Here is a 25,129-nt window from a genome sequence, read left to right on the forward strand (position 1 = left end):
CGACCTCGCAGTGCGACGAGTCATTCGTCCCTCCCCAGAACTGTTGTCTATTTTGGGGAGGCAACATAGATCGGTCGACCAGTGTGTCAACAACTTAGGTATGTAGATTATTGCATGTTTGTCATGCCAATTACCTGGCGGGCAGATTTACGGAGGGATGCGGCGCGAAGTTACGACGCCGGCTTGTCGCCGGTTTCGGAAAGGTTTGGTCGCTGAGCCCCGCCGGGGGGCGGCAGCACCGCAGTTGCAGCAGCGTCTATTCGCCAGCGGCCTGTATCAGCCACTCACGGAAGGCTCGCATGGCGGGGGTATCCTGACGGGACATTGTCCGGGTGAGCCAGTATCCGCCGCAGTTCACTTCCGTCGGAAACGGGCGGACGAGTCGTTCGGCTGCCAGTTCGTTCTCGAACATTTGGGCCGGGGCCAGTGCTACGCCGCGCCCGGCCAGGGCGGGTGCTATCATCAACGCCGAACTGTCGAAAACCGGACCGCGGAGCGGAGGGCAGTCCAGCCCGACGGCGGCGAACCAGCGCGGCCATTCGTCCGCTCGATAAGAGCGAAGAAGGTTCTCCCGTCCCAGCGCCTCTGGTCCGTGCAATCGCTCAGCGATCATTGGCGTGCAGAGCGGCGTGAGTGCAGCCTCCATGATCCGTTCGGCATGCGTCCCGTGCCAGGCGCCGTCGCCGAAGCGAATCGCGAGGTCCAAACCTTCGCCAGCGAGATCGACCCGATTGTTGTTGGTCATCACCCGCAGGTCGATGTGCGGATGCGCCTGCGTAAAGCGGTCCAGCCGCTCGAGCAGCCATCCGACGGCGAACGTACCCACGACCCCGACCCTCAGCACTTCGGTCATTCGCCCGCCGGCGTAGCGATCAAGACTCGCACCGATGCGGTCGAAAGCGTCCCGCACGACCGGGACCAGCGCCTGTCCTTCGTCGGTCAGCATGATTCCGCGTGACAGACGGCGAAAAAGTGGGGTCCCGAGCCGGCGTTCCAGCAGGGCAACCTGGTGGCTCACCGCACCCTGGCTGACGCAGAGTTCATTCGCGGCGCGGGTGAAGTTCAAATGCCGGGCGGCCGCTTCGAAAGCGCGCAGCGCATTGAGAGGGAGTTGGGCTCGATCCATGGCTATTACATGAATGCAGCTCATGCCTCTGTCGAGAAATGATGCTTTGTCAGGTGCGGCGACCTTCTTCACCGGTGGGGCGGTCCAAGCCTGCCGAGGAGATGACGATGAAGCCGGTCATGAGTGTAATTGTGGTCTTGCTTGCGGCTGCCACGCCCGTTCAGGCCGAAAGCGACTCCCTTCTGAAGCCTATCGCCGCCGACCGCGCGCAGGAATGGCTGACACCGCAGCCGCCCGTGCGGATCTTCGGAAACACTTATCTGGTCGGCTTCGGCGGCCTGAACATCGCGCTTATCCGCACCAGTGACGGCCTCGTCCTTCTCGATGGCGGACTGCCGCAAGGCGTTCGCCGGATCGAGGCCAACATTCGCAGCCTCGGCTTCGAACCTGGCGATGTGAAGCTGATCCTCAGCACCGAGCCGCATTACGACCACTCGGGCGGGCTCGCGGCGCTGGCGCGCGACACCGGTGCGCCGGTAATCGCCAGCGCGGAGGCTGCGGAGGTGCTCCGCGCCGGAAAGAGCGGTCCCGATGACCCCCAAATGGCCTGGCTCCCACCGTTTCCACCTGTCGAGCACGTCCGCGCTGTCCGCGATAGAGAACGGCTCCAGGTCGGCGACGTCACGATTACGGCTCTCGCCACGCCTGGTCACACGCCCGGTTCAATGAGCTGGACATGGCGCTCCTGCGAGGCAGACCGCTGCGCCGACGTCGTATTCGCCTCCAGTCTCACTCCTCTCGCGGCCGAGAATTATCGGTTCTCGGCACCTGCGAACGAGACTGCTGTCTCGCGCTTTCGCGGAACCTTCCGGCGCTTGCGGTCGCTGTCCTGCGACATTTTGCTGACAACGCACCCGGCCGCGTCGGGGGGCGAAGCGAAACTGGCCCAGCTTCAGAAGAGCCGCGAACCGAACCCGTTTCTCGATCCTCGGGCCTGCGCGGCCTATGCCGATACCTACGAACAGGCCTTCACCAAGCGGCTTGCTGAGGAAGCCAGGGAAGGGCAGCCCCGACCCTGACGCGGAGAAAAGCCTACTTTTTCGGCTTGGAACTGCGCAGCTTGCCGCGGTGGGCGTTGAGGTCGAACACCTCGCCGGGGCCGCCGTCGTCGTTCTGGAGCAGGCCGAGGCGGCGGGCGACTTCCTGGTAGGCCTCCTCCTCGCCGCCGAGGTCGCGGCGGAAGCGGTCCTTGTCGAGCTTCTCGCCCGTCGTCATGTCCCACAGGCGGCAGCCGTCGGGGCTGATCTCGTCGGCCAGGATCAGGCGGCTGTAGTCGCCGTCCCACATGCGCCCGAACTCGAGCTTGAAGTCGACCAGGCGAATGTCGATCGCGGCGAACATGCCGCACAGGAAATCGTTGATCCGGATCGCCATGCTGGAGATGTCCTGCATCTCCTCGTTCGAGGCCCAGTTGAAGCAGGCGATGTGCTCCTCCGCAATCAGCGGATCGCCGAGGCCATCGTCCTTGTAATAGTACTCGATCAGCGTGTGCGGCAGCGGCTCGCCTTCCTCCAGCCCGAGGCGCTTGGAAATGCTGCCTGCCGCAACGTTGCGCACGACCACCTCGATCGGCACGATCTCCACCTGGCGCACGAGTTGCTCGCGCATGTTCAGCCGGCGGATGAAGTGTGTCGGAATGCCGATATGGGCGAGGCGGGTGAAGACATACTCGCTGATGCGGTTGTTGATCACGCCCTTGCCGTTGATCGTGCCCTTCTTCTGCGCGTTGAAGGCGGTCGCGTCGTCCTTGAAGTACTGGATCAGCGTGCCCGGCTCGGGCCCCTCGTAGAGGATCTTGGCCTTGCCTTCGTAGATCTGGCGGCGACGAGCCATCGGGAATTCCTTGCGCGCAAAATGACGGTGCCCCGGCGTACGAAGCAGGTCGGGCTTCGCATGAACCGGGGCAGGAAGCCGCCCATACTCCGATTGCCTGCCCAAGGCAATTGCAGCCCACCGGCCCCCGGTGCGGCAACCGCCTATCGCGCATCCGGGTTCCGATGATACACCGCATCGTGAATCGCCTCGCGCGCACGGGCGCTGAGGGAATGGGTACAATCCGTAGGTTGGATGGGCTGGTGAGCACTGTAACGACAAGGCGGCGCGAGGCGGCTGCTTACCGCGATGCGCGCGATGCCGGTGTGTGCCGCGTGAATCCTTGCGAGCGATGGGCTGGCTACGAGATGCCCGTTGATTAGTCGCACACCGGGAGAATACCTGCCTGATCCGAAGCGGCGGGCGCTGGCGATCGTCGCGGCGCTTGCCCTCGAACTGCTGCTGATTGCCCTGTTGCTCTCACTGGGCCTGCACGATCCGGGGCAGCCGGAGGCCGAGCCGACATTGGTGCGATTTCAGGCCAACTCCGCCTCTGAAAGTGCCGACGACAGCCCCGAGCCCGAGAGCGAAGCCACGCAGCAACCCGAGCCCGCCGAGCGTCCGCCGGCAGAGGCGGAGGCGGCGGTTCAGCCGTCGATTCAACCTCCACGCCCCACCGAACCGAGTCCGCCCATGCCGGCCGTGCAGGTGGCGCCGTCCTCGTTCGATCTGTCCAAAGTGGAGGCGCCTTCCTCCGCACCGCGCGCTCCGGCCAGCGGCCCGGCGATCGGACCGCCGGACACGGGCTCCAGCGGCGATACGCCGCGCGTCGGCACGGCGCCCAACGGGGAGCCGCTCTACGCCGCCTCATGGTATCGCGAGCCGCGTCCGGGCGAGCTTCGCGGATATCTCTCGACCGCAACCGGGCCGGGGTGGGGCCTGATCGCCTGCCGGACCGTGCCGGATTTCCGCGTCGAGGACTGCGTTGCGCTCGAGGAATATCCCACCGGCTCGAACATCAATCGGGCTGTTCTGGCTGCCGCCTGGCAATTCAGAGTGCGTCCCCCGCGGCTCGGCGGACAATACCAGGTGGGCACCTGGGTGCGGATCAGGATCGATTACGACCTGCAGCGCCGCTAGCCCGCGCCCGCAAAATACAGGCCGATCGGCCCGGTCATTCGAATGCCCCACACCTCACCAGTAGGGCACGACGCCATAGGTTCCGTAGTATCCGTAGATCGTCTCGCCATAGGTGCGGTGATCCGGACCGCCGAGCAGGCGGATTTCCGCCGCGTCGTAGTTCGGCGCCTCTTTCAGGATTTCTTCGTTCAAGGGCACGGTATAGCCCCCGCGCTCGAGATCGTAGTCGAGCAGCGGCCACGGCACCGGGTGGAGCTTGGCGCCAATGCCGAGAAATCCGCCGAACGACATGATCGCATATACGGTTTTGCCGCTGGCCTTCTCGATCGACAGATCGTCGACATGGCCAAGCTGGTTCCCGTCGCGGTCGAACACGGGCGTGCCGATGACGCGGCTGGACAGGATCAACGGATGATGGAGATCGCGGGGAGCGTCGTCTGCAGTCTGGTTCATGGGAGTGGTCTCCTGGCCTGGGCAGAATGGTCACACCGAAGAAACGCACGGCCCGACCGTTCGCTCCCAGGGCGGGGCAGGCCGGGACCTGTTCCGAACTGGGAACTTGTCCGGCTGGCCGCGCGCGAGCGTAGATGCTTGGCGGCACGCTGACCTGGCGATGACGCCGATCCGACCAATCCGCACGCTGTCGGACCGGTGATCCGTCGGCAACGGTCCTCGCGCCTTTCGCACCGCCAAATCGCATCGGCCGCACCTAGTCTGGCACGGGCCGACACAACGATGTCGGTCGTGAAAGGGGAGGGAATGGCATTGGGTCCGAATTGGGCGAAAGCATTCGCAGGAATCGCTTTGATGGCCGCTCCGCTGAGCGCGGAGCCCTCCGCGTCACCTTCGGATATTCTGACGTCGCAGACGGAGAACGTGGCGCTTACCCTCACCGAGGGTACCTGGATGAGCGTCGACGTCAGCCCTGACGGGCAAACACTCGTGTTCGACTTGCTCAACGACATTTACACCATGCCTGCAGCCGGGGGAGAGGCCAGGGCGATCTTGTCGGGCCCTGCGACCCAGCGCAGCCCCCAGTTCAGCCCGGACCGCCGCAAGATTCTCTATCTCAGCGACGCGACGGGCGCCGACAATATCTGGATCGCCAACCCGGATGGATCCGATCCGCGCCAGATCAGCTATGAAACGATGGACATGATCACGGCGCCCTCGTGGTCGCCCGACGGCAGCGCCATCGTCGCCACCAAGACGAGCGCGTCGGTGTTCGACATGCGTACGTCGGAGCTGATCCGCTTCAACGTAGGCGGCGGCGAGGAGCGGCAACTGGTCGCACCTCCTGAAAGCGGCAAGGATCTCCAGGAGCCGCGCTATTCGCCGGACGGACGGCATCTCTACTATACCGAGCGGGTCGGCGGGCTGCATTACGTCTACCTCAACCCGAACCTCAGCAATTTCGTCATCCGCCGGCACGACCTGCAGAGTGGCGACACGGTCGATCTGATTTCCGGTTTCGGGAGCGCGACCACGCCGCAGGTGTCACCCGACGGGTCGGTCATCGCTTTCATTCGCCGGGTCGGCGCCAAGACGGTCCTTTTCCGGTACGACGTCGCGACGGGCCGCCAGAACGCCGTCTACGACGGGCTCGCGCGCGACCTGCAGGCCGATTATCTTGCGCAGGAGCATTACTATCCCGCGTTCGACTGGTTTCCCGACAATCGGCACGTCGCGATCTGGGCCAAGGGCGAACTGATCAAGGTCGACATGGAAACAGGCGAGGCGACGGATATCCCGTTCCGCGCAACTGCCCGCCACGAAATTCATCCGGCTCTGCGTACCGAGCTCGATCTCGCACCCGACGAGGTGGACGTGAAGATCGTCCGGCAGATCGCGCCATCGCCGGAAGGTGACGAGCTTCTGTTCCGTGCACTGGGCCGCATCTGGCGCCAGAACCTCACCGGTAGCGAACCGCCGCGCCCCCTGACGGAGAGCGACGGCGCCCAGACCGATCCGAGATGGTCCGCCGACGGGCGCTGGATCGCCTATGTCGAATGGCACGACGAATCCGGCAGCACGCTCCACCTGCGCAGCGCCGATGGGAGCGAGGACAGGGTGGTCGCCCGCAGCGGCGGAATCATTGCCGAGCCGGTCTTTTCCAACAGAGGCGAACAGATCGCCTACCGCATCCTTGAGCCGGACGCTCAGATGGGCGGCGCTCACGACGTTCCGGGGCTGTACGCCGTCAGCGTAGACGGCAGGGAACCCCGCTACCTTGCACCTGCCGCTGGCGTGGCGCGCTTCTCACCCGACGATCGGCGCATCTATTACATGGGCCCGCCGGACTTCGAGAAGCGGCGTGCGGTGATCCTGCGCAGCATCCCGGCCGAGGGCGGCGATACGCAGGACCACGCCTATGCCGAGACGGCCGACACCGGCGACTTCACGCTCAGCCCCGATCTCGCGTGGATCGCCTTCAAGGAATTCCAGGAACTGCACGTGATGCCGTTCCGGCCGGGTGCGGAGCCGATTGCGATCACTGCGCGGAACAATCCCGCGGCGCGCCGCCTTACCCGCTCCGGCGGGTTCGAGCTGGCGTGGAGCGACAGTTCCGGACAGCTCTTCTGGACGCTTGGCCCTGATGTCTATGCGACACGGCCGGAAGCTGGCGGCACCGTCGAAACGGCTCTGCATTCGATCGAGCTCAGCGTTCCGGCCGACGTACCGCAGGGCAGCATAGCCTTCGTCAATGCACGCGTTCTGCCGATGACAGGCGGGGACGTGGTCATCGATAACGGCACGGTCGTGGTGGAAGGCAATCGCATCAAGGCCGTCGGGCCGGCGGAGAGCGTCGCGATACCGGATGCGGCCAAGGTATACGATCTCGGGGGCAAGACCCTCATGCCCGGCTTCTTCGACGCGCACGGCCATATCGATTGCTGCTACGGCACCGGCGCGATGCCGCAGAAGCACGCAGTCCGCTACGCGGCGCTCGCCTACGGTGTGACCACCAACTTCGATCCCTACGCCAACGAGCTGCCGAGCTACGAAACCGGCGAGATGACCATCGCCGGCCTGATGGTGAGCCCCCGCTGGCTGACCACCGGGAACGTCATCTACGGCCGTTCCGGCAAGCCCGATCGCGTCTTCAACCGGATCGAGAGCCTGGAAGATGCCCGCGCAGTGGTTCGCCGCAAGGCCGCCATCGGGGGGACGGTGCTCAAGAGCTACAAGCTCACCACGCGGGCGCAGAAACAGTGGCTACTGCAGGCCGCGGCGGAACAAGGTCTGATGGTCGACGCGGAGGGAGCCGGGCACTTCTACGACAACGTCGGCATGATCCTCGACGGATATACGAACCTGGAGCACAACCTGCCCGTCGCCACGTATTACGACGACCTGCTCCAGCTCTTCAAAAATTCTGGGATGTCCACCACGCCCACTCTCGTCGTCACGTTCGGCGAGCTGTTCGGGGAGAACTACATCTACCAGAACCAGGAGCCGTGGAAGGAACCGAAGGTCCGCACCTTCATCCCCGGGATCAACAACGCCTACAACCCGATACAGGGCCCGTCGGACGCGCCGCTCTACGTGCGGGCCATGCAGTCGATCCATCAGGCGGACGAGCTCTACGACGTCGGCTTCCGCGCGGTCGCGCGCTCGATCAAGCGGCTGGACGATGCCGGCGTGATCGTGAACGTTGGCTCCCACGGCCAGGCGGCGGGCATCGCTCTCCATTGGGAGATGCAGTTGCTCGCCGAAGGCGGAATGGAGCCAATGCGCATCCTGCGCGCCGCGACTATCGACGGTGCGACGACCTGGGGGCTGGATCATCAGCTCGGCTCGATCGAGCCCGGCAAGCTGGCGGATCTCATCGTGCTGGAGCGCGATCCGCTCGCCGACATCAGCAACACCAACAGCGTGATCTACACCATGGTCAACGGGCGTCTCTACGACTCCGCGACCATGAACGAAATCGGCAATCACGACCGGCCGCGCACCAAGTTCTACTGGGAGATGAGCGATCAACATGGAACGGACTGGAACCCGGCCTGGGCTGGAAGCGCGCGCCAGCGCTAAGCGTTTCGCAGTGACCCTCACTGCGGCGTCCCTGCTCCTCGTCGCGGCGGCACCCGACGGCGAGGCGCAGCGCTCGGAGCTTGTGCCGGAGATGGTCTCGATCCCCGGCGGGAGCTTCGCCATGGGCGCGACCGTCGACCGCGGCTATGGACCGATCGACGGCCCGACGCACGAAGTCGCCATCGCTCCGTTCCAACTGGCGGCGCACGAAGTCACGGTGGGGGATTTCCGCACGTTCACGGAGGAGACCGGCTATGTCACCGCGGGAAAGTGCAACGTCTACGACGAAGGCACCAGTTGGCACATCAACCCCGACCGAAACTGGCGGACGCCGGGGTTCGCGCAGGGGGATGACCACCCCGTGCTCTGCGTCAGCTGGCGCGACACCCAAGCCTATATCGAGTGGCTGAACGCCAGGACCGGCAAGCAATACCGCCTGCCAAGCGAGGCGGAATGGGAATACGTCGCCACGCTGGCCGATCTCGGCAACGCTCGCAGCGGCGGCGAGGGCGTAACCCACGAACTGGCGAATATCGGGAAGGTGGAATGCTGCGGCGGCAAGGCCGAAGGCCGCGACGTCTGGATCGAGACGGCGCCGGTCGGCAGCTTTCCGGCCGACCGACTGGGGCTCCATGACATCCGCGGCAACGTCTGGGAATGGCAGGCCGACTGCTATCACGAGAACTACGTCGATGCCCCGGTCGACGGCTCCGCGCGAAGCGAGTGCCCGACGCCGGACTACCACGTGATCCGCGGCGGTTCCTACGGCGATGCCGGCGAGTTTCTGGAGGAGCGCTTCCGGCTCCGCGGGCCGGAAGATCAGGGCTATTTCACCGTCGGTTTCCGACTCGCGCATTCGGTGGAGTGAAGCCGACCGCGTTCCCTCCCTAGCGGCAGCCGCAGTCAATCCATCAATTGAACCGCAAGCCATTCCGCGAAGTCCGCAGCGGCGGACTTGTGACCGGTTTCCGGGAGGACGACGTAATAAGCGCTGCCCGTGCTCACCTCGAGATCGAAAAGGGTGATCAGCTTTCCCTCCTCGATCTGCTCCGCCGCGAACATCTCCGGGAGGAGCGCCACCCCTAGACCAGCTGCGGCACTGGCGACGGCCATGCCGAACTGGTCGTAGACCGGACCGCGAAAGGCACTGTCTCCCGGAAGACCGGCTTTCGCGTGCCACTCGGCCCATGCGGCCGGGCGCGTCCTGAGATGAATCAAGGTCGCGCCCGCTAGGTCGGCAGGTGAAGTGATCGCTTTGGAATGCCGGTATTCGGGGCTGCACATCGGGATCATCGTCTCATTCATAAGCCGCCTCAGCGTTCCGCCGGGCCAGGCCGGATCGCCATGATGGATCGCGACGTCGAACGGCTCGGCTTCGAACGAGAACGGACGCAGCCGTGACGCGAGGTTGACGGTCACATGCGGCCGCATCGCCTGAAAGAGCGGCAGCCGCGGCGCCAACCAGTGGATGCCGAAGGTGGGAAGAGTCGCGACATGGAGCGTCTGCTCGACGGGGTTCGCGGACATGGCCTGGCGCGTGGCGGCATTGAGCTGTCCGAGCAGAGCGCGCGCCTGGTCCTGATAATCGCGGCCGACCGGCGTCAGCACCACGCGCTGGCGGACGCGCTTGAACAACGGCGTGCGCAGGCGCTGCTCGAGCGCCGCGACGGCCCGGCTGACCGCGCCCTGCGTCAGGTTCAGCTCCGCCGCGGCCCCGGTGAAGCTCATGTGCCGCGCGGCCGCCTCGAACGCCACGAGCTCGTGCATCTGCGGCATCTGCCGGCGGGGCGTGGTGTCGGGTGCTTCCATGAAAGATCATTACCAGTACGCATGATATGATGGCAAGATTTCGGTTTCGCTCCGGCATGCTCTCAGGCTTTCTCAAGGGAAGATTCAGATGGCAGGAGTAACGAGAATGGCGGAATTGGCGACGTTCCAGTGGGACGATCCATTCGATCTGGAATCGCAGATCACTGGCGAGGAATGTCTGATCCGTGACACGGCGCGTGATTACTGCCAATCATCACTGATGCCGCGTGTTCTGCTTGCCGCGCGGCACGAGAAATTGGACAGGGAGATCATGACCGAAATGGGCGCCCTGGGCCTTCTCGGTGCGACGCTTCCCGAAGCCTATGGCGGCGCAGAGGCGGGGCATGTGGCCTACGGCCTTATCGCGCGCGAGGTGGAGCGCGTGGACTCGGGCTATCGCTCCGCGATGAGCGTCCAATCGTCGCTCGTCATGCATCCGATCTACGCATACGGAGACGACGCTCAGCGCTCCAGGTACCTGCCCGAGCTTGCAGCTGGGCGCCTGATTGGCTGCTTCGGCCTGACCGAACCCGATCACGGCTCGGATCCGGACGGCATGCGCACGCGCGCGGACCGGGCGGACGGCGGCTATCGCCTCAACGGCAGCAAGATGTGGATCACCAATAGCCCGATCGCCGACATTGCGGTGGTATGGGCAAAGCTGGACGGGGTGATCCGCGGCTTTATCGTCGAAGCGGGCGCCAACGGTTATTCCGCGCCAAAGATCGAGGGCAAGCTCGCGTTGCGGGCTTCCGTGACCGGCGAAATCGTCCTCGACGACGTCTTCGTTCCCGAGACCGCACTCCTCCCGAATGCGCAAGGGCTGGGCGGGCCGTTCGGCTGCCTCAACAAGGCGCGCTACGGGATTTCGTGGGGGGCGCTGGGCGCCGCGGAGTTCTGCTGGCACGCCGCGCGCCAGTATGCGCTCGACCGCAAGCAGTTCGGCCAACCCCTGGCAGCGACCCAACTCATCCAGCGCAAGCTGGTGGAGATGCAGGTGGAGATCACGCTGGGCCTTCAGGCCTGCCTGCGAGTGGGGCGCCTGCTGGACGAGGGGCGCTGCCCGGTCGCGAACATCTCGATCGTCAAGCGCAACAGTTGCGGGAAGGCGCTCGCCATTGCCCGTGAAGCGCGCGATATCCACGGCGGGAACGGAATTTCGGACGAGTTTCACGTGATGCGCCACGCTTGCAATCTGGAAGCGGTCAATACCTACGAAGGAACCCACGACATCCACGCGCTGATCCTCGGCCGGGCGCAGACGGGGCTTGCAGCCTTTGCCTGAGAACATCGCACCCGCACGGGCGCTCGAGGGCGTTCGCGTCCTCGATCTCAGCCGCGTCCTTGCCGGCCCCTGGGCCACGCAGCTCCTGGCCGACCTCGGCGCGGACGTGATCAAGATCGAGCGGCCCGGCACCGGGGACGACACCCGGGGATGGGGGCCGCCATGGTTCTCCGGCGAGGAGGGTAGCAGGGAAGCGGCGTACTTCACCTGCGCCAACCGCGGCAAGCGATCGCTCGCGGTCGATATCAGCGATGCGGAGGGGGCGGCCTTCGTTGCCTCTCTGGCCGAAGAGGCCGACGTGCTGGTCGAGAACTTCAAAGTGGGCGCGCTGGCGCGATACGGGCTCGACTACGCGGCGCTGTCGGCACGCAATCCGCGCCTCGTCTATTGCTCGATCTCGGGGTTCGGGCAGGACGGGCCCTACGCGAGCCTTCCCGGATACGACTTCATCATCCAGGCCATGGGCGGTCTCATGAGCGTCACCGGGGAGCGTGACGGACCGCCGATGAAGGCGGGCGTGGCGCTGACCGACATCCTGACCGGCCTCTACGCCTGCAACGGCATTCTGGCCGCGCTCCATCAACGGTCCAGCACGGGGCGAGGGCAATGGGTGGAGACCTCGCTTCTCGACGTTCAAGTGGCCGCACTCGCCAATCAGGTCGCAGCCTATCTCGCCCAAGGCCTAGATCCGCAGAGGCACGGCAACGCTCACCCCAGTATCGTTCCCTACCAGGCGTTCGAAACCTCGACCCGGACGATCGCGCTGGCGGTGGGGAACGACACGCAGTTCCGGCAGCTTTGTGCGCTCCTGGGGCGTGAAGACCTTGGCCGTGACCCTGCATATGCAACGAACGCTGGGCGTGTAGCCGGGCGCGACACCCTGATTCCCACACTTCAGGCGGAATTCCTGAATCGCACCGCCGACGAATGGATCGAGGCCCTGCGTGCGGCAGGTATTCCGGCTGGCCCCGTCAATACGGTCGGCGACGTATTTGCCGATCCGCACGTGCAAGCTCGGGAAATCCGCAAGGAGATGCCGCACGCCGCTCTCGGATCGGTTCCCGGCGTTGCCTGTCCGGTGCGCCTCTCAGATTCTCCGCCGCGCGACGATCTCGGACCGCCGGTGCTGGACGAGCACGGCGCGACTATCCGTGCTCTCGGATGGGGTGCGCGAAGCCGGCCCGCGTCAGAAAGTGAAGAGAGCGTTCAGGCGCAGCCGTGAGAGCCAGTCGTCCGGATCTTCGGTGCCCGCGTAGAGCGGGTCGTCGGGCTGGTAGAGATAGAGCGTCGCGTTGAGGATCAGGTCCTTGCGATAGGCATAGTCCGCGGTGAGCGAGTGCAGCCGGTAGTTCGTCGCGAGGTTGATATTATCGTGCGAGAACGCGGCGAAGACCGCGTCGGCTTCGGCCTGGGAATAGCTGTAGCCGAACCGCCAGTCGCCGGCCTCGCTCGACCTGCCAAGGGCAAGGGCGACGCTATAACCGCTACCGGCGGCGGTCGCGGCGCCGAGATTCTTCACGTAGTCCGCGGTGAGAGCGATCGGCCAGCGCGCGCCCCACGGCCGAACGCTGACCTCCGCGATCACGTCGATGAGGTCGAAGTCCGACAGGTAGTGGCCGTCCGGGCCCAGCAGGTTGCCGCGGAAGTCGCCTGCATCGGCCGTGGCGATGCTACCGAGACGATAGTCGTAATAGGCGGCGGCAAGCGCCCCCGACCACATCGAGCCACCGGCAGCAAGCTCAATCTGCCCGCCGGTCATCGTGCTGTCGGGGCCGGTGACGGAGCGATCGATGGGGAAGTAGATTCCGGCCGCGCCGAGCGAGACGCCGGACGACAGGGGAACGCGGTACCGCGCGGCGATGCCCTGCGGGCTTACGTCGCCGTCCCAGACAAGGTCGGTCCGGCGAAACACCTGGGGAATCTTGCCGCCCCAGATGTCCAAACCACCGCGGGTGATGTGCGCGTAAGCCTGATCCAGACTGACTTCGAGATCGTCGTCGAAATTCCCCAGCGTAACGTCAGTCGTATTCGGATCGTCCTGACTGCCGGTGACGAGTTGACCGCCGAATTCGAGCCAGTCGTTGACCTGGTACGCTGCGCGCAGGCGGGCGCGGAGAACACCGCGGCCATCGCCGGGAGCGTCGTTGTCGCTCCCGTTATGCTCGTAACGCAGGCGCAGGTCGCCGGAGATGCTGAGCGCCGAAGATCGGGCGGGCGCTGTCGGCGTGGCGGCGGCAACAGGAGGGGTTTGGGAAACCTCGCTTGCCGCCGGCACCGCTGAGGTGCCGTTTTGGGGAACGGCCGAGGCTTCGGCCAGCGGCCGTCCTTCAATGGCCGTCAGAAGCCGCTCCTCGAGCTGCCGAATGCGCGCGTCCTGTGCTTCCAGGCGGGCCTCCAGCTCCGTTATGCGCGCGTCCTTGTCGGTCTCGCTCTGCGCCAGGACGGGAGCGGTCACGAACGTCGTCGCGAGCAGAGCGGCGGCGAATTTCAGTCGCATGCTTGCATCCTTTCGTTTGTCGTGCCCTGCAGGCGGCGCCTGCGGCTCGGAAGGGCGTCGGGGGGCGAGCGGCAGGGAGCTACCGTGCGGAGAGGCCGCCCATCGTGAAGTATTTGAGCTCGAGGAACTCATCCAAACCGTACTTCGAGCCTTCGCGGCCGATGCCCGATTCCTTGACCCCGCCGAACGGTGCGGCTTCGCTCGAAATGATCCCTTCGTTGAGGCCGATCATCCCGTATTCGAGCTGCTCGGCCACGCGCCACGCGCGCCCGAGATCGCGAGTCCAGAAGTAGGCGGCGAGGCCGTAGGGCGTATCATTTGCCCGTGCGATGACCTGTTCCTCCGTCTTGAACGGCATGATCGGTGCGATCGGGCCGAAGATCTCCGCACTTGCGATCTCCATCGAAGCATCGACGCCAGCAAGGATCGTCGGCGCGTAGAAATTGCCACCCAGCGCATGTCCGCCGCCGCCGATCACACAATGCGCGCCTTTCGCCAGCGCATCGCGCACCAGCCCGTCCACCTTCTCTCTGGCGGCCGAATTGATCAGCGGGCCGATCGCGTTTCCGCCCGCCATTCCATCGCCCACCGGCAGCGCTTCGACTGCAGCGGCGAAGCGAGCGGCGAACTCCTCGGCGATGCCGGCCTGAACGAACAGCCGATTGGCACAGACGCAGGTCTGCCCGGCGTTGCGGAACTTCGACTGGATCGCGCCTGCGACTGCCGCGTCGATGCCCGCATCGTCGAAGACGATGAACGGGGCGTTCCCGCCGAGTTCGAGCGAGAGCTTCTTCACCGTGTCCGCGCATTGCGCCATCAGCAGCTTGCCGACGCGCGTGGATCCCGTGAAGGATAGCTTCCGGACGTCCGGACTGTCCGTCAGCACCCGAGCGACGGGCTCCGCCCGGGCGGCGGTAACGACTTCCAGAACGCCCTCGGGAAAGCCGGCGTCCCGCGCGAGCGCTGCCAGGGCCAGGGCGCTCAAAGGGGTATCCTCGGCCGGCTTCAGAACGATGGTGCAGCCCGCGGCGAGGGCAGGCGCAACCTTCCGGGTCACCATGCCGACCGGAAAGTTCCACGGCGTAATGGCCCCGACGACGCCGATGGGCTGGCGCAGCACGAGCAGGCGGCGGCCCGGCGCATTTGAGGGGATGATGTCGCCGTAGGCGCGCTTGCCTTCTTCGGCGAACCACTCGACGAAGCTCGCTCCATAGACGATCTCGCCCATCGCCTCTGCGATAGGCTTGCCCTGCTCGCGCGTCAGCAGCGTGGCGAGTGCCTCCTGATTGTCGAGGATCAGGTCGTGCCAGCGGCGCAGGATAGCGGCGCGCTCCTTGGCGGTCTTCGCTGCCCAGGCCGGAAGCGCCTCCTTGGCCCTGCTGACAGCCCGGGCGGCATCGTCGGCGTCCATGTCCGCCACATCCGCAATATGCGCACCGGTAGCCGGATTGCTGACCGGAAAACGCGCGGCGATACCGTCCCCCGGAGCAATCCGGGCGAGGAGATCCGTATCCTTTGCCCGGTCCATGTTCGTCATCACGTTCATCGGCCAGCTCCCCGCTACAAAAGTCCGTGGGCGGCGGCGGTCTTGTCGAGGCCGATCTTGGTCTTCTCGATCATCTCGTCGATCTCGGAGTGTCCGATCGTGAGCGGCGGGCAGGCGACCATCGTGTGGCCCACGGCGCGGAGGATGAGGTTCTCCCCGATGCAGTGCTCCCGGCATTCGATCGCCGGCTGCTCGGTGGGCGCGAAGAACTCGCGGCTGACCTTGTCGCGCACCAGTTGGAGGCCCGCGATCAGGCTGACGCCGCGCAGCTCTCCGACGATCGGGTGCGAATCCGCCAGTTGCTGCAACGAGTCCCGGAAGTAGGGCGCCGTCTCCTCGCGCACCTTCTCGATTAGACCTTCGCGCTCGATGATGTCGATATTGGCGAGTGCGACCGCGCAGGATACCGGATGTCCTGAATACGTGTAGCCGTGCGATATGACGCCGCCGCCGTTGATGGCGTCGCTCACGCGCTTGTTCATGGCGACCGCGGCAATCGGAAGGTATCCGGAGGAAAGACCCTTCGCCATCGGCATCAGGTCGGGCTCGATCCCGTACGTGTCCGATCCGAACCAGTTGCCCGTGCGGCCGAACCCGCAGATCACCTCGTCCGCCACCAGCAGGACGTCGTATTTTTTGCAGATGCGCTGGATCTCGGGCCAGTAGGTGGAGGGCGGATCGATGACGCCGCCTGCGCCCTGAACGGGCTCCCCGACGAAGGCCGCGACGTTCTCGGCGCCGAGTTCCAGAATCTTGGTCTCGAGTGCGCGCGCCGCTTCGAGCCCGAATTCGTCGGGCGTCTTGCCCTGACCGTGCCGGTACCAGTGCGGTTCGATGATGTGTTCGAAGCCGGGCAGGAGCGACTGGCCCATCGCATGCATCGGGGCCATGCCGCCGAGGCTCGTGGCGGCCAGCGTACTGCCGTGATAGCCGAGGGTGCGGCCGATGAAGACGTTCTTGCTCGGCTGGCCCTGGACTTCCCAGAAGTGACGCACGAGTCTGATGATCGTGTCGTTCGCCTCAGAACCCGAGTTGGCGAAGAAGAAGTAGTCGAGCCCTGCCGGCGTCAGTTCCGAAAGGCGGCGGGCGAGCCGGATCTGGGTCGGCGTCGAGCTCGAGAAGAACGTGTTGTAGTAGGGCAGCGTCGCCATCTGTTTCGATGCAGCGTCGACCAGCTCCTGGCGGCCATAGCCGACATTCACGCACCACAGGCCCGCCATCGTGTCGAGTATCTTGTTGCCGTCGCTGTCCCAGATGTAGCAGCCGTCGGCGTGGGTGAAGACGCGAACACCTTGTTCGCCAAGCACTTTTGGATCGGTGAAGGGATGCAGATGGTGCTCACGGTCCAGCGCCTGCCATTCGGCGGTGGTGGTGGTAATCTGCTCCATCTCGAACTCCCATTCCTTCGGTTCCCGTTCGGGGTATGCCGCTCGGATGGGAGGCATCAGATGATTAAATCGCCAGTGCCGGTGCGCGGGGCGCACCGCTGGATCAGTTCTCCTCGGCTGCCCGCTCGTTGTCCCGCATGAGGGCCGCAATCGCCTGATCGCCGAACCAGCCACGGGCTTCGAGGGCGTCGATTACCCTCATGCGGTCGCCGGCAGGGTGGGTCTGGCTCAGTTTGGTGACCCCTTCGATACGGTCGATTGCGATGCGGAACGACCGGATGTGGGGCAAGAGCGCATCGACGCGACCTTCGGGCGCTTGCGCCATCGTCCAAGGGGAACTGTGCCCCTGCTCGACCATCTCGGTCACGCGATCGAGCAACCGCAACTGGGTGTCGTCGTCATCGATCGGATCGAGAGTCCCCCGGACATGCGCGGTGACATAGTTCCATGTCGGCACTGTCGGGCGCTCGTGGTACCAACTCGCGGAGATATAGGCGTGCGGCCCGGCAAACACCGCCAGTGCGGTATCGCCGGCTTGCAGTGCCCGCGCGTGCGGATTGTTGCGGGCCATATGTCCGATCAGCCGCATTTCCCCGGGATCGTCGGTCTCGAAATAGATCGGAACGGACGTCGCCCAAGGACCGGTTTCGCCAGTCGTGATCAGAAGCGCGAACGGATGCTCGCGCACGATCTGTCGCGGATCGTCCGCGGCATAGGCCTTGGGTGCGTAGAGGCGGCGTTCGTCGTTCATAATTCAGGTCCCTCCCGATCAATTGCCTTCATCATGTCCACCGCGGCGGGCGCAGACAGATGCCGAATGTGCGCGCACCGGTGCGGAAGGGGCACCGAGGATACGGCGCCGGTAGTGGTGACCCGGCCTCACCGGCCGAGGATGGCTTTCGCACCGGATCATCGGTGCGTCCTCCGATAGACATCACCGCATGGATCATGAAGCCGGGGAGTGTGAAGCGTTGGGGGAAGTAATCACGAGTGCCGATGGAAGTGGGCAGCCCCTGGCTTCGATTGAGCAGGCTTATGCCGGCAAGCTGATGCCTGATGAGCAGGTGCACCTGTTCCGCAACACGCACCGCGTCTTTCCCTGCCGGCGCATTTCGCGCGGCGACGGTCCGGTCCGGGACTTGCCGCGGGAGGTCGATGTCGTCGAGGACTTTCCGGTAAGGGCCGGCGAGCAGGAGTTCGATCTCTACGACTACGTCTCGCGCAACCGGCTCGTCGGACTGCTCATGCTCAAGGACGGGAAGGTCGTTCACGAACGCTACGAACTCGGGATCGACGCCGGTACCCGGTGGATGTCGATGTCGATGGCGAAATCCGTAAGCACGCTTCTGATCGGCATCGCCATCCGCGACGGATTCATCGGCAGTGTCGACGATCCTCTGACGGATTATCTGCCCGAGCTGCGGGGAAGCGGTTACGACGGCGTCTCGATCCGCCATCTGATGCAGATGACCTCGGGCGTCGAATGGGACGACACCCATACCGACCCCAACTCGCACCGGCGCCACATGCTGGCCCTGCAGGTCGGACAGCAGCCCGACGCCATTCTGAAATACATGGCGAGCCTCCCGCGCGTCGCGGAGCCCGGCACGCGCTGGAACTACAGCACCGGTGAAACCCACGTCGTAGGGGCGCTGGTCAAGGCGGCGACGGGGCGCTGGCTGGCGGACTACCTTTCGGAAAAATTCTGGTCGCGGCTCGGCATGGATGCCGATGCCGAATGGTGGCTCGAAGCGCCCGACGGCCTCGAAGTCGCCGGCAGCGGCATCTGCGCCACGCTCCGCGACTATGCGCGGCTCGGCCTCTTCGCGATGAACGACGGCCGGATCGGGGACGAGCAGGTACTGCCCGCGGGCTGGATCGAGGAATCCACCGCACCGCGCGAAGCAGGCGGGGAGCCCCTGAACTACGGCTACATGTGGTGGCCGGTCCCCGATGCGAAAGGATCGTTCGCGGACGGCGCGTTCAGCGCTCGCGGAATCTTCGGACAGTATATCTACGTCAATCCCGCCGAACGGGTGGTGCTGACGGTGCTCAGCTCGCGGTCCAAACCTAAGTTCGCCGAAGCCATACTGGACAACCACTTCTTCAATTCGGCTGTCGAGGCGCTGCGCTGACCGGTCAGGCGGCGGATTTCAACGCCGGGTAATCGGCTGCCAGGGCGGAGGTGACCCATTGCCTGAAGCGTCTGAGCAGTGGATCGTTCCAGCGATCGCGGCGCGCGTAGAGCGTATAGCGACCGAGCCGTGGCGCGAACTGCAGATTGTCCTTGCCTATGTCGATCAGGGATCCTGATTGAAGATCGGCTCCGGCCGTCACTGGATTGGCTAGGGCGATGCCTCGCCCATGCCGCGCTGCGTCGAGCGTGAGATGTCCTTCCCACAGGCGCGCTCCGGTGAGGCCGGAGCTGTCCTCCACGCCGTAGGAAGCGAGCCACTTGGCCCAGGTCTGGAAGCTGTCTTCGTGAAGCAGCCGGTGCTGAAGAAGGTCTTCCGGCGTCTTCGGAGTCTGGGTGCTGCCAAGATAGCCGGGACTCGCCACCGCAATGATCGGCGCCTCCACCAGAATCTGGCGCCTGAGCAACGGCAGCAGTTCCGGTTCCGGTTCATAGGTCGCGTGGAAGCGGACGTCGATATCCGCCTCGTGCGCGGCGAAATCCGGGCTGTGGTCGGTCGGGCGGAGGACGATGTCGGCGGCGTCGTTGCGCCGCTCGAACTGTTCGAGGCGGCTCGACAGCCAGTGCAGTGCGAAGCCCGAGGTGCTCCAGATATGAAGCCGCCGGTGGTGGCCCTCGCTCATCAGATCAAGCGTGGCGTGCGCCAGCATATCCATCGCGGCCGACACCCGCCCGTGATAGTCGCGGCCCCGTTCGGTGAGCGCGATGCCGTATGGTGTGCGCTCTACCAGTTGCACGCCGGCCCAGGATTCGATCGCGCGGAGATGGCGGCTGATCACGGCGTGATCGCGGTCCAGCCATTGCGCCGCCCGTCTGACGCCGCCCAGCCGCGCAACGGCATCGAAGGCCCGCAGCGCCTCGAACGGGGGCAGAGCCTTCCGCGAAGGTGGGTTATCGGATCGTGGAGCCGGAGGCTGGTTGTCCGCCATTCAAATCCTTCGTGCGCTCGCGAGAATGAATTGCCTATCATTCGGTGCCGCGACGGACGGGTCAAGAGGGGCAACCCGAATGCGTGGCGGTGCTGCATCTGCACCACACCTCCCAGCCTTGGCATCTGGCGGCCTGCGCAGACCAATGGTCCAGCACGGCATCGGCCCCGAACTGTCGCAGTCGGGAGCCAACGGTCCCTCCATCTTCCCGACCACGACCACCGCGGTCGTCTATGGCTTCGAAGCCGAACGTTGGGGCGCGAGGGTGGGCGCCTTCAATGCGGTCGCCGGCGATCCGGCGAACCCGAAAAAGACGGTCTTGCCCTTCCCGGGTGAGGACGGATTGCTGCTGATTGCCGAGGTCGAACATCGGTCCGGAAGTGTGCGGACCTACGCCGGCCTCTGGGCATACAGCACGGCTTCGCCTGACCTCCTGCACCCGGCTGACGCGGCCGGCGATCGGTGGCGCAGTCGTGGGGCTTACGCTGCTATGGAAACGACGCTCGCAACGACGCACACCGGCGAAAAGCTCGAATCATGGGTTCGGGTTGGCGTTGCCAATGAGGATGTCCTCCCGGTCGCGACCTACTTGGGCGGCGGAGTTCGCTACGGCACCGAGGGCCGGGGCATCGGCTTCGCCATTGCCCATGCGCGCCTCGGCGATCCCGCGATCGAAGCCGCAGCGATCAGCGGCTACGGGGCTCAGCGGGTGGAGACCAACTTCGAACTCAGCTACGCTCATGCGCTGACGCCGACAGTGACCATTCAGCCGGATATTCAGTACGTGCGCAATCCGGGTTGGGATCCGGCCCTCGACGACGCGCTGGTCATTGGTCTGCGGCTGAGCGCCGGCTTTCGCTGACGCGGCGGGCACGCCTCTGCCAGCTCAATACGCCAAGGACGATCATCGTCACCAGCCAGCATCCGACCGCGAGATTGAGCAATCGGCCGGGGACGGCGCTGATCTGGCCCGTGTGAATCGGGTAGAGCCATTCGATCAGCCGGCGCGCGGGCTTGCTCGACCGCGCGTCATGGTCGCCGAGGATGCTGCCGTCGACGGAGGATACCCATACGGTCGTCGCCCCGAACTGCCGGGGGATCTCGCCATCCGCGCGCAGCCTGATCCGGTACCAGGGCGCGTCCTCCGCAGGCATCGACAGCGCCGTGAGTTCTCCTCCCGGATAGCGGGCGAGGGCGCGTGCCATCGCCTCGCCCGGAGCGACGGCGACTGGACCAGGCGGGGCCGCTATCGGATCGGCCAGGCCACCGTCCACAGCGCTTTCTATCGAGTCCAGAAAGGCGAGCTGGATACCCGCCGCGACCATGAGCGCCGCGGGCGCGCCCACCCACAAACCCAGCAACCGATGCCAGCCCGTGATACGGGCTGAGCGTGGTCCCCTAGGCCGAGTGGTCAGCGCGCGCCGGAAGTTTCTCGCAGGCCAGGCCGCGGTGAGACCCAGCACGATGTTGCTGAAGAGCAGCAGGCCGCTGATTCCGATCAGTACCGTGCCCGTGCTCCCGAGCAGGAGCGACTTGTGGAATAGCGTCAGCGTCTCGAACACGGCGCCGTCGGAAAATTTCTCGCGATCCGGCCTGTCGCGGAGCACCTCGCCGCCGCCATCTACGCGAATGGTCCGATCGCCGTCGGGGGCGGAGACGTAGATGTCGTATTGGCCCGGGATGCCTCCGGTCGCCCACATGCCGCTGACGTCCAGTCCGCCGCGCTCAACCGTCTCGATCCTCTCGCCCAGCGCTTCGACGCTGGTTCCGGTGGCGACGCCGCTCAGCCACCAATCGTCCAGCTCCGCCCGAAACGAAATCGCAATGCCACTGAGAGCCTGAAGCAGCCAGAAGACGGCGGCCGCGAGGCTCAGGTACTTGTGCACGCGCCGGGCGCTTGTGCGGACTGCCGCCATTGTGCTTCATCCCCTCCTCGGTTCGGACGGGGACAAAGTGAGCTTCGGCCAGCCTCGCGCCAGATGCGAATGAGGGTGGCGGTGGTGACTTCGCCGCAACAGGGGATGCTTCGAACGCGCCTGTCTGTGCCGAAGCGCCTGTGTTGCATTTCCCTGTGCGGCCGCTGATCGAAAAGGGCAAAGGGGTGCTTGTGGGGAGGGGAAGAATGAAAGTTGCCTGGTTGGGGCTGGTACTTGCCCTGGCGCTTGCCCCCTGTGCGTCCAGTGCGCCCGTTTCTGCCGAGCCGTCGTCGCCGGCGAGCCCGCCCTACGGGGACGTGAATATCACGGTCTCCGAGGGCACTTGGATGAGCGTCGACGTCAGTCCCGACGGGAAGACGATCGCCTTCGATCTCCTTAACGACATTTACGTCATGCCCGCGACCGGCGGCGAGGCGCAGCTCGTCCATGGCGGTCCGGCGATGCAGCGCAGCCCCCGTTTCAGCCCCGATGGCGAGCGGCTGCTGTACCTCAGTGACGAGGACGGGGCGGACAATATCTGGACGTCCCGCGTGGATGGGGCCGACGCCCGCCAGATCTCGCGCGAGACGACGCTCGCAGTCACCGGTCCGGCCTGGAGCGTGGACGGCGAGAGCGTCGCTGCCGCCCGGATGTTCGACAGCGCGGACAAGCTACACGCGTCGGAGCTTCGCCTTTACGACGTCGCCACGGGCGACGATGAGCAACTCGTCGCTGCCCCCGCCAACGGCGAGAACGTGCACGAACCGGCTTTCGGGCGCGACGGCCGCTGGCTGTACTACACCGAGAAGGTATCCGCCCCGACAGCGTCGGTCGTCTATGTGGATGCGAACCATATCAACTACGCGATCAAGCGCCGCGATCTTCGCACCGGTTCGGTAGAGGAAGTGGTGAAGGGGTTCGGCAGCGCTACGAGCCCCGTCGTTTCGCCCGACGGGCGCAAGCTCGCCTTCTTGAGGCGCGTCAAGACGGACACCGTGCTCTTCCTCTACGATCTGGAAACGCGCGAGCAGTGGCCGGTATTCGCCGGTCTCGATCGCGACGATCAGGCGGATTTCCTGGGGCAGGGCCTCTATTATCCGCAGTACGACTGGTTTCCCGATAACCGCTATCTCGCGATCTGGGCGGGCGGCAAGATCCTCCGTCTCGACACCGAGACTGGCGAAACGGAAGAGATTCCGTTCACGGCCTCGGCCACCCATCGCCTCGCCAAGCCCCCGCGGGTGGCGCAGGACCTCGCACCGGAAGAATTCCGCGCGCGGATCATTCGCCAGCTTGCCTGGGCGCCCGGCAGCGACCGCGTGAGCTTCAATGCGCTCGGCAGGATCTGGAGCCAGCCGGCCGGCGGTGCGCCGACGCGCCTCACGGCGGGCGATCTGCCGGAGTTCGATCCCGCGTATTCGCCGGATGGTACCCGGGTAGCGTTCGTCGACTGGAAGGACGACCGGGGCGGTACGCTCAAAGTACGGGACAGCAGCGGAGACGTCCGAGCCCTTGTGGAGAGCGCGGGAATCCTTCGTGCCCCGGCGTTCTCACCCGACGGCAAGCGCATCCTCTATATCATTGCAGAGGGCGATCGTTGCCTCGGTGGCCACCGGGCACGTCCGGGCATCTATTGGACCGACGTGAGTGGAGGGCCGTCCCATTATGTCGGCCCGACCGCCCTCGAAGCCGCGTTCTCGCCCGATGGAACGCGGATCTGGTTCAGCACCGAAGGCTACGCCGGCCATGATCTGGTCTCGCAAGTGGAAAGTCTGCGGCTCGACGGAACCGACCACCGCGTCCACGCGCGCGCATCGCATGCCGACGTAAACGAGCTGAAAGTCAGCCCCGATCTCAAGTGGATCGCCTTCCGTCATGAGCAGCAATACTACCTCGAGCCTTTCGCGCCAGGCGCCGAACCGGTCGAGATCACTCCCGATGGCGCAAATCCTCTCGGGCATCTCGGCGGTTACGAGCTTACCTGGGCGCCGGATTCGAGCGCAGTGCTCTGGGCGCTCGGCCCCACCGTCTATCGAAGCGCGGTTTCGGATGTTTCGCCCGTAGTGCACACCAAGATCGAGCTGACGGCCGAAGCGGACGTGCCGAGCGGTGCCCTGGCGTTCGTCAACGGGCGCATCATTACCATGCGCGGCGACGAGGTGATCGAGCGTGGCACCGTGGTCGTGCGCGGGAACCGGATTCAGGCCGTCGGGCCCGCCGCCGCGATCGACGTGCCGGCCGATGCCAAGGTGATCGACATCAGCGGCAAGACCGTGATGCCGGGCCTCGTCGACATGCACGGCCATGTGGACAATTGCTACTACAGTTCGTCCGGCCTCACGCCTGAGAAGCAGCCTACCCAATATGCCGATCTCGCATATGGGGTGACCACCAATTACGATCCCTACACCTCGGAACTGGCGACGTACGCCACTCGCGAAATGACGATGGCCGGGATGATGACCGGTCCGCGCGCGATCGATTCCGGGATGGTCGTCTACGGGCGGACCGGCAAGGTCGACAAGGTCTACATCCCGATCGAAAGCCAGGCCGATGCCGATGCGCTGATGGCGCGCAAGCAGGCGCTCGGCGGCACTATCGTCAAGAGCTATCGCCAGCCGATGCGCCGCCAGCGCCAGCAGATCATCGACGCCGGCCGCGACGCCGGGATCATGGTCGACGTGGAAGGGGAGAGCCACTTCTACAACAACGTCACTATGATCCTCGACGGTCATACCAACCTGCAGCACAACATGCCGCTGGAGAACATCTACGACGACGTCGTCCAGCTCATGGCGGCGTCGGATGTGGCGCACACTCCGACGCTGATTGTGCTGTTCGGAGAGCTGATGGGAGAGAACTATCTCTACCAGCATACCCGCGCTTGGGAGGATCCGAAGGCGCGCCGTTTCGTCCAGTTGACGACAAGTGGATACAGCCCGCTCGGCGCCCCTTATGGCGCGCCGCCGCACGTGCGCGGCATGACCACCATCCACGCGGCGGACGAACTCTACGACATCGGCTTCCGCGCCGCCGCACGGTCGATGAAGGCGCTCGATGATGCGGGCGTGGTGATCAACGCCGGATCGCACGGCCAGGTCACCGGCCTCGCGCTCCACTGGGAGATGTGGCTGCTTGCCGAAGGGGGCATGTCGAACCACCGGGTTCTGCGGACCGCCACGATCAACGGCGCCAGGACGCTGGGGCTCGATGGTCAGATCGGCACCGTAGCACCGGGCAAGCTGGCCGACCTGCTGGTGCTCGACCGCAACCCGCTCGAGGACATCCGCAACTCCAACAGCGTGCGCTACACGCTCGCGAACGGGCGGCTCTACGACTCCGTCACGATGGACGAGATCGGCAACCACCCGCGCGAGCGCGAGCCGTTCTTCTGGGAAACAGGGCGGGACTTCAACGGAATCGATTGGGAACCGGCGTGGGCGCATCAATGA

19 protein-coding genes are annotated in these 25,129 nt (G+C 65.3%); 9 read left to right on the forward strand and 10 right to left on the reverse strand.

Annotation, left to right across the window (positions count from 1 at the left end; all coding sequences use genetic code 11):
- Window positions 1-256: 256 nt before the first annotated feature.
- The gene (locus tag D2V04_RS04070; protein ID WP_119512032.1) at window positions 257-1,126 is read right to left on the reverse strand and encodes a LysR family transcriptional regulator; all 870 of its coding nucleotides are present in this window, start codon (window positions 1,124-1,126) and stop codon (window positions 257-259) included.
- Window positions 1,127-1,233: 107 nt separating this feature from the next.
- Between D2V04_RS04070 and bla the strand changes: the two genes are divergently transcribed.
- A complete protein-coding gene (gene bla, locus D2V04_RS04075; protein WP_119512570.1) occupies window positions 1,234-2,145 on the forward strand; it encodes a subclass B3 metallo-beta-lactamase in 912 nt (303 codons plus the stop codon).
- Between the two features lie 13 nt (window positions 2,146-2,158).
- Here bla and purC read toward each other — a convergent pair whose 3' ends face one another.
- Window positions 2,159-2,959 carry a phosphoribosylaminoimidazolesuccinocarboxamide synthase gene (gene purC / locus D2V04_RS04080; RefSeq protein WP_119512033.1) on the reverse strand — a complete coding sequence of 267 codons (801 nt, stop codon included), beginning with the start codon at window positions 2,957-2,959 and terminating at the stop codon, window positions 2,159-2,161.
- Between the two features lie 354 nt (window positions 2,960-3,313).
- Here purC and D2V04_RS04085 point away from each other — a divergent pair, with 354 nt between their 5' ends.
- Window positions 3,314-4,078: a hypothetical protein gene (locus D2V04_RS04085; protein ID WP_119512034.1), complete on the forward strand. Its 765-nt coding sequence runs from the start codon at window positions 3,314-3,316 to the stop codon at window positions 4,076-4,078.
- Window positions 4,079-4,132: 54 nt separating this feature from the next.
- Here the strand turns inward: D2V04_RS04085 and D2V04_RS04090 are convergent, their stop codons facing one another.
- Window positions 4,133-4,531: a PRC-barrel domain-containing protein gene (locus tag D2V04_RS04090; protein ID WP_119512035.1), complete on the reverse strand. Its 399-nt coding sequence runs from the start codon at window positions 4,529-4,531 to the stop codon at window positions 4,133-4,135.
- A 354-nt stretch (window positions 4,532-4,885) separates the two neighbouring features.
- Between D2V04_RS04090 and D2V04_RS04095 the strand changes: the two genes are divergently transcribed.
- The gene (locus D2V04_RS04095; RefSeq protein WP_182849650.1) at window positions 4,886-8,113 is read left to right on the forward strand and encodes an amidohydrolase family protein; all 3,228 of its coding nucleotides are present in this window, start codon (window positions 4,886-4,888) and stop codon (window positions 8,111-8,113) included.
- Between the two features lie 10 nt (window positions 8,114-8,123).
- Window positions 8,124-8,981, forward strand: a complete 858-nt coding sequence (locus D2V04_RS04100; protein ID WP_182849651.1) for a formylglycine-generating enzyme family protein — start codon at window positions 8,124-8,126, stop codon at window positions 8,979-8,981.
- A gap of 35 nt (window positions 8,982-9,016) precedes the next feature.
- On the opposite strand, the gene D2V04_RS04105 is transcribed toward D2V04_RS04100, so the two are convergent.
- On the reverse strand, window positions 9,017-9,922 hold the full coding sequence (locus D2V04_RS04105) for a LysR substrate-binding domain-containing protein (RefSeq protein WP_228766256.1): 906 nt from the start codon (window positions 9,920-9,922) through the stop codon (window positions 9,017-9,019).
- Between the two features lie 106 nt (window positions 9,923-10,028).
- Here D2V04_RS04105 and D2V04_RS04110 point away from each other — a divergent pair, with 106 nt between their 5' ends.
- Both D2V04_RS04110 and D2V04_RS04115 read left to right on the forward strand, forming a co-directional pair.
- Window positions 10,029-11,207, forward strand: a complete 1,179-nt coding sequence (locus D2V04_RS04110; RefSeq protein ID WP_119512038.1) for an acyl-CoA dehydrogenase — start codon at window positions 10,029-10,031, stop codon at window positions 11,205-11,207.
- Window positions 11,200-12,429, forward strand: a complete 1,230-nt coding sequence (locus tag D2V04_RS04115; RefSeq protein WP_228766257.1) for a CaiB/BaiF CoA transferase family protein — start codon at window positions 11,200-11,202, stop codon at window positions 12,427-12,429. Before D2V04_RS04110 ends, D2V04_RS04115 begins: the two co-directional genes overlap by 8 nt.
- Here D2V04_RS04115 and D2V04_RS04120 read toward each other — a convergent pair.
- From D2V04_RS04120 to D2V04_RS04135, 4 genes are all read right to left on the reverse strand, one after another.
- Window positions 12,394-13,704, reverse strand: a complete 1,311-nt coding sequence (locus D2V04_RS04120) for a putative porin (protein ID WP_182849652.1) — start codon at window positions 13,702-13,704, stop codon at window positions 12,394-12,396. The genes D2V04_RS04115 and D2V04_RS04120 overlap by 36 nt on opposite strands.
- Window positions 13,705-13,783: 79 nt before the next feature.
- Window positions 13,784-15,250, reverse strand: a complete 1,467-nt coding sequence (locus D2V04_RS04125) for an NAD-dependent succinate-semialdehyde dehydrogenase (protein ID WP_407672039.1) — start codon at window positions 15,248-15,250, stop codon at window positions 13,784-13,786.
- A 14-nt stretch (window positions 15,251-15,264) separates the two neighbouring features.
- A complete protein-coding gene (locus tag D2V04_RS04130; protein ID WP_119512574.1) occupies window positions 15,265-16,638 on the reverse strand; it encodes an aspartate aminotransferase family protein in 1,374 nt (457 codons plus the stop codon).
- A 103-nt stretch (window positions 16,639-16,741) separates the two neighbouring features.
- Complete coding sequence (locus tag D2V04_RS04135) at window positions 16,742-17,389, reverse strand: FMN-binding negative transcriptional regulator (RefSeq protein ID WP_119512040.1); 648 nt, start codon at window positions 17,387-17,389, stop codon at window positions 16,742-16,744.
- 298 nt (window positions 17,390-17,687) lie between these two features.
- Here D2V04_RS04135 and D2V04_RS04140 point away from each other — a divergent pair, with 298 nt between their 5' ends.
- Window positions 17,688-18,773, forward strand: a complete 1,086-nt coding sequence (locus tag D2V04_RS04140; RefSeq protein ID WP_228766258.1) for a serine hydrolase domain-containing protein — start codon at window positions 17,688-17,690, stop codon at window positions 18,771-18,773.
- Window positions 18,774-18,777: 4 nt separating this feature from the next.
- Here the strand turns inward: D2V04_RS04140 and D2V04_RS04145 are convergent, their stop codons facing one another.
- Window positions 18,778-19,761: a LysR substrate-binding domain-containing protein gene (locus D2V04_RS04145; protein ID WP_119512042.1), complete on the reverse strand. Its 984-nt coding sequence runs from the start codon at window positions 19,759-19,761 to the stop codon at window positions 18,778-18,780.
- Window positions 19,762-19,906: 145 nt separating this feature from the next.
- On the opposite strand from D2V04_RS04145, the gene D2V04_RS04150 reads away from it, so the two are divergent.
- Window positions 19,907-20,623, forward strand: a complete 717-nt coding sequence (locus tag D2V04_RS04150) for a carbohydrate porin (RefSeq protein WP_182849653.1) — start codon at window positions 19,907-19,909, stop codon at window positions 20,621-20,623.
- Here the strand turns inward: D2V04_RS04150 and D2V04_RS04155 are convergent.
- Window positions 20,589-21,677, reverse strand: a complete 1,089-nt coding sequence (locus D2V04_RS04155) for a PepSY-associated TM helix domain-containing protein (protein WP_119512044.1) — start codon at window positions 21,675-21,677, stop codon at window positions 20,589-20,591. The genes D2V04_RS04150 and D2V04_RS04155 overlap by 35 nt on opposite strands.
- 206 nt (window positions 21,678-21,883) lie before the next feature.
- On the opposite strand from D2V04_RS04155, the gene D2V04_RS04160 reads away from it, so the two are divergent.
- The gene (locus tag D2V04_RS04160; protein WP_119512045.1) at window positions 21,884-25,129 is read left to right on the forward strand and encodes an amidohydrolase family protein; all 3,246 of its coding nucleotides are present in this window, start codon (window positions 21,884-21,886) and stop codon (window positions 25,127-25,129) included.

This window comes from Pelagerythrobacter aerophilus, assembly GCF_003581645.1.
Lineage (GTDB): Bacteria > Pseudomonadota > Alphaproteobacteria > Sphingomonadales > Sphingomonadaceae > Pelagerythrobacter > Pelagerythrobacter aerophilus.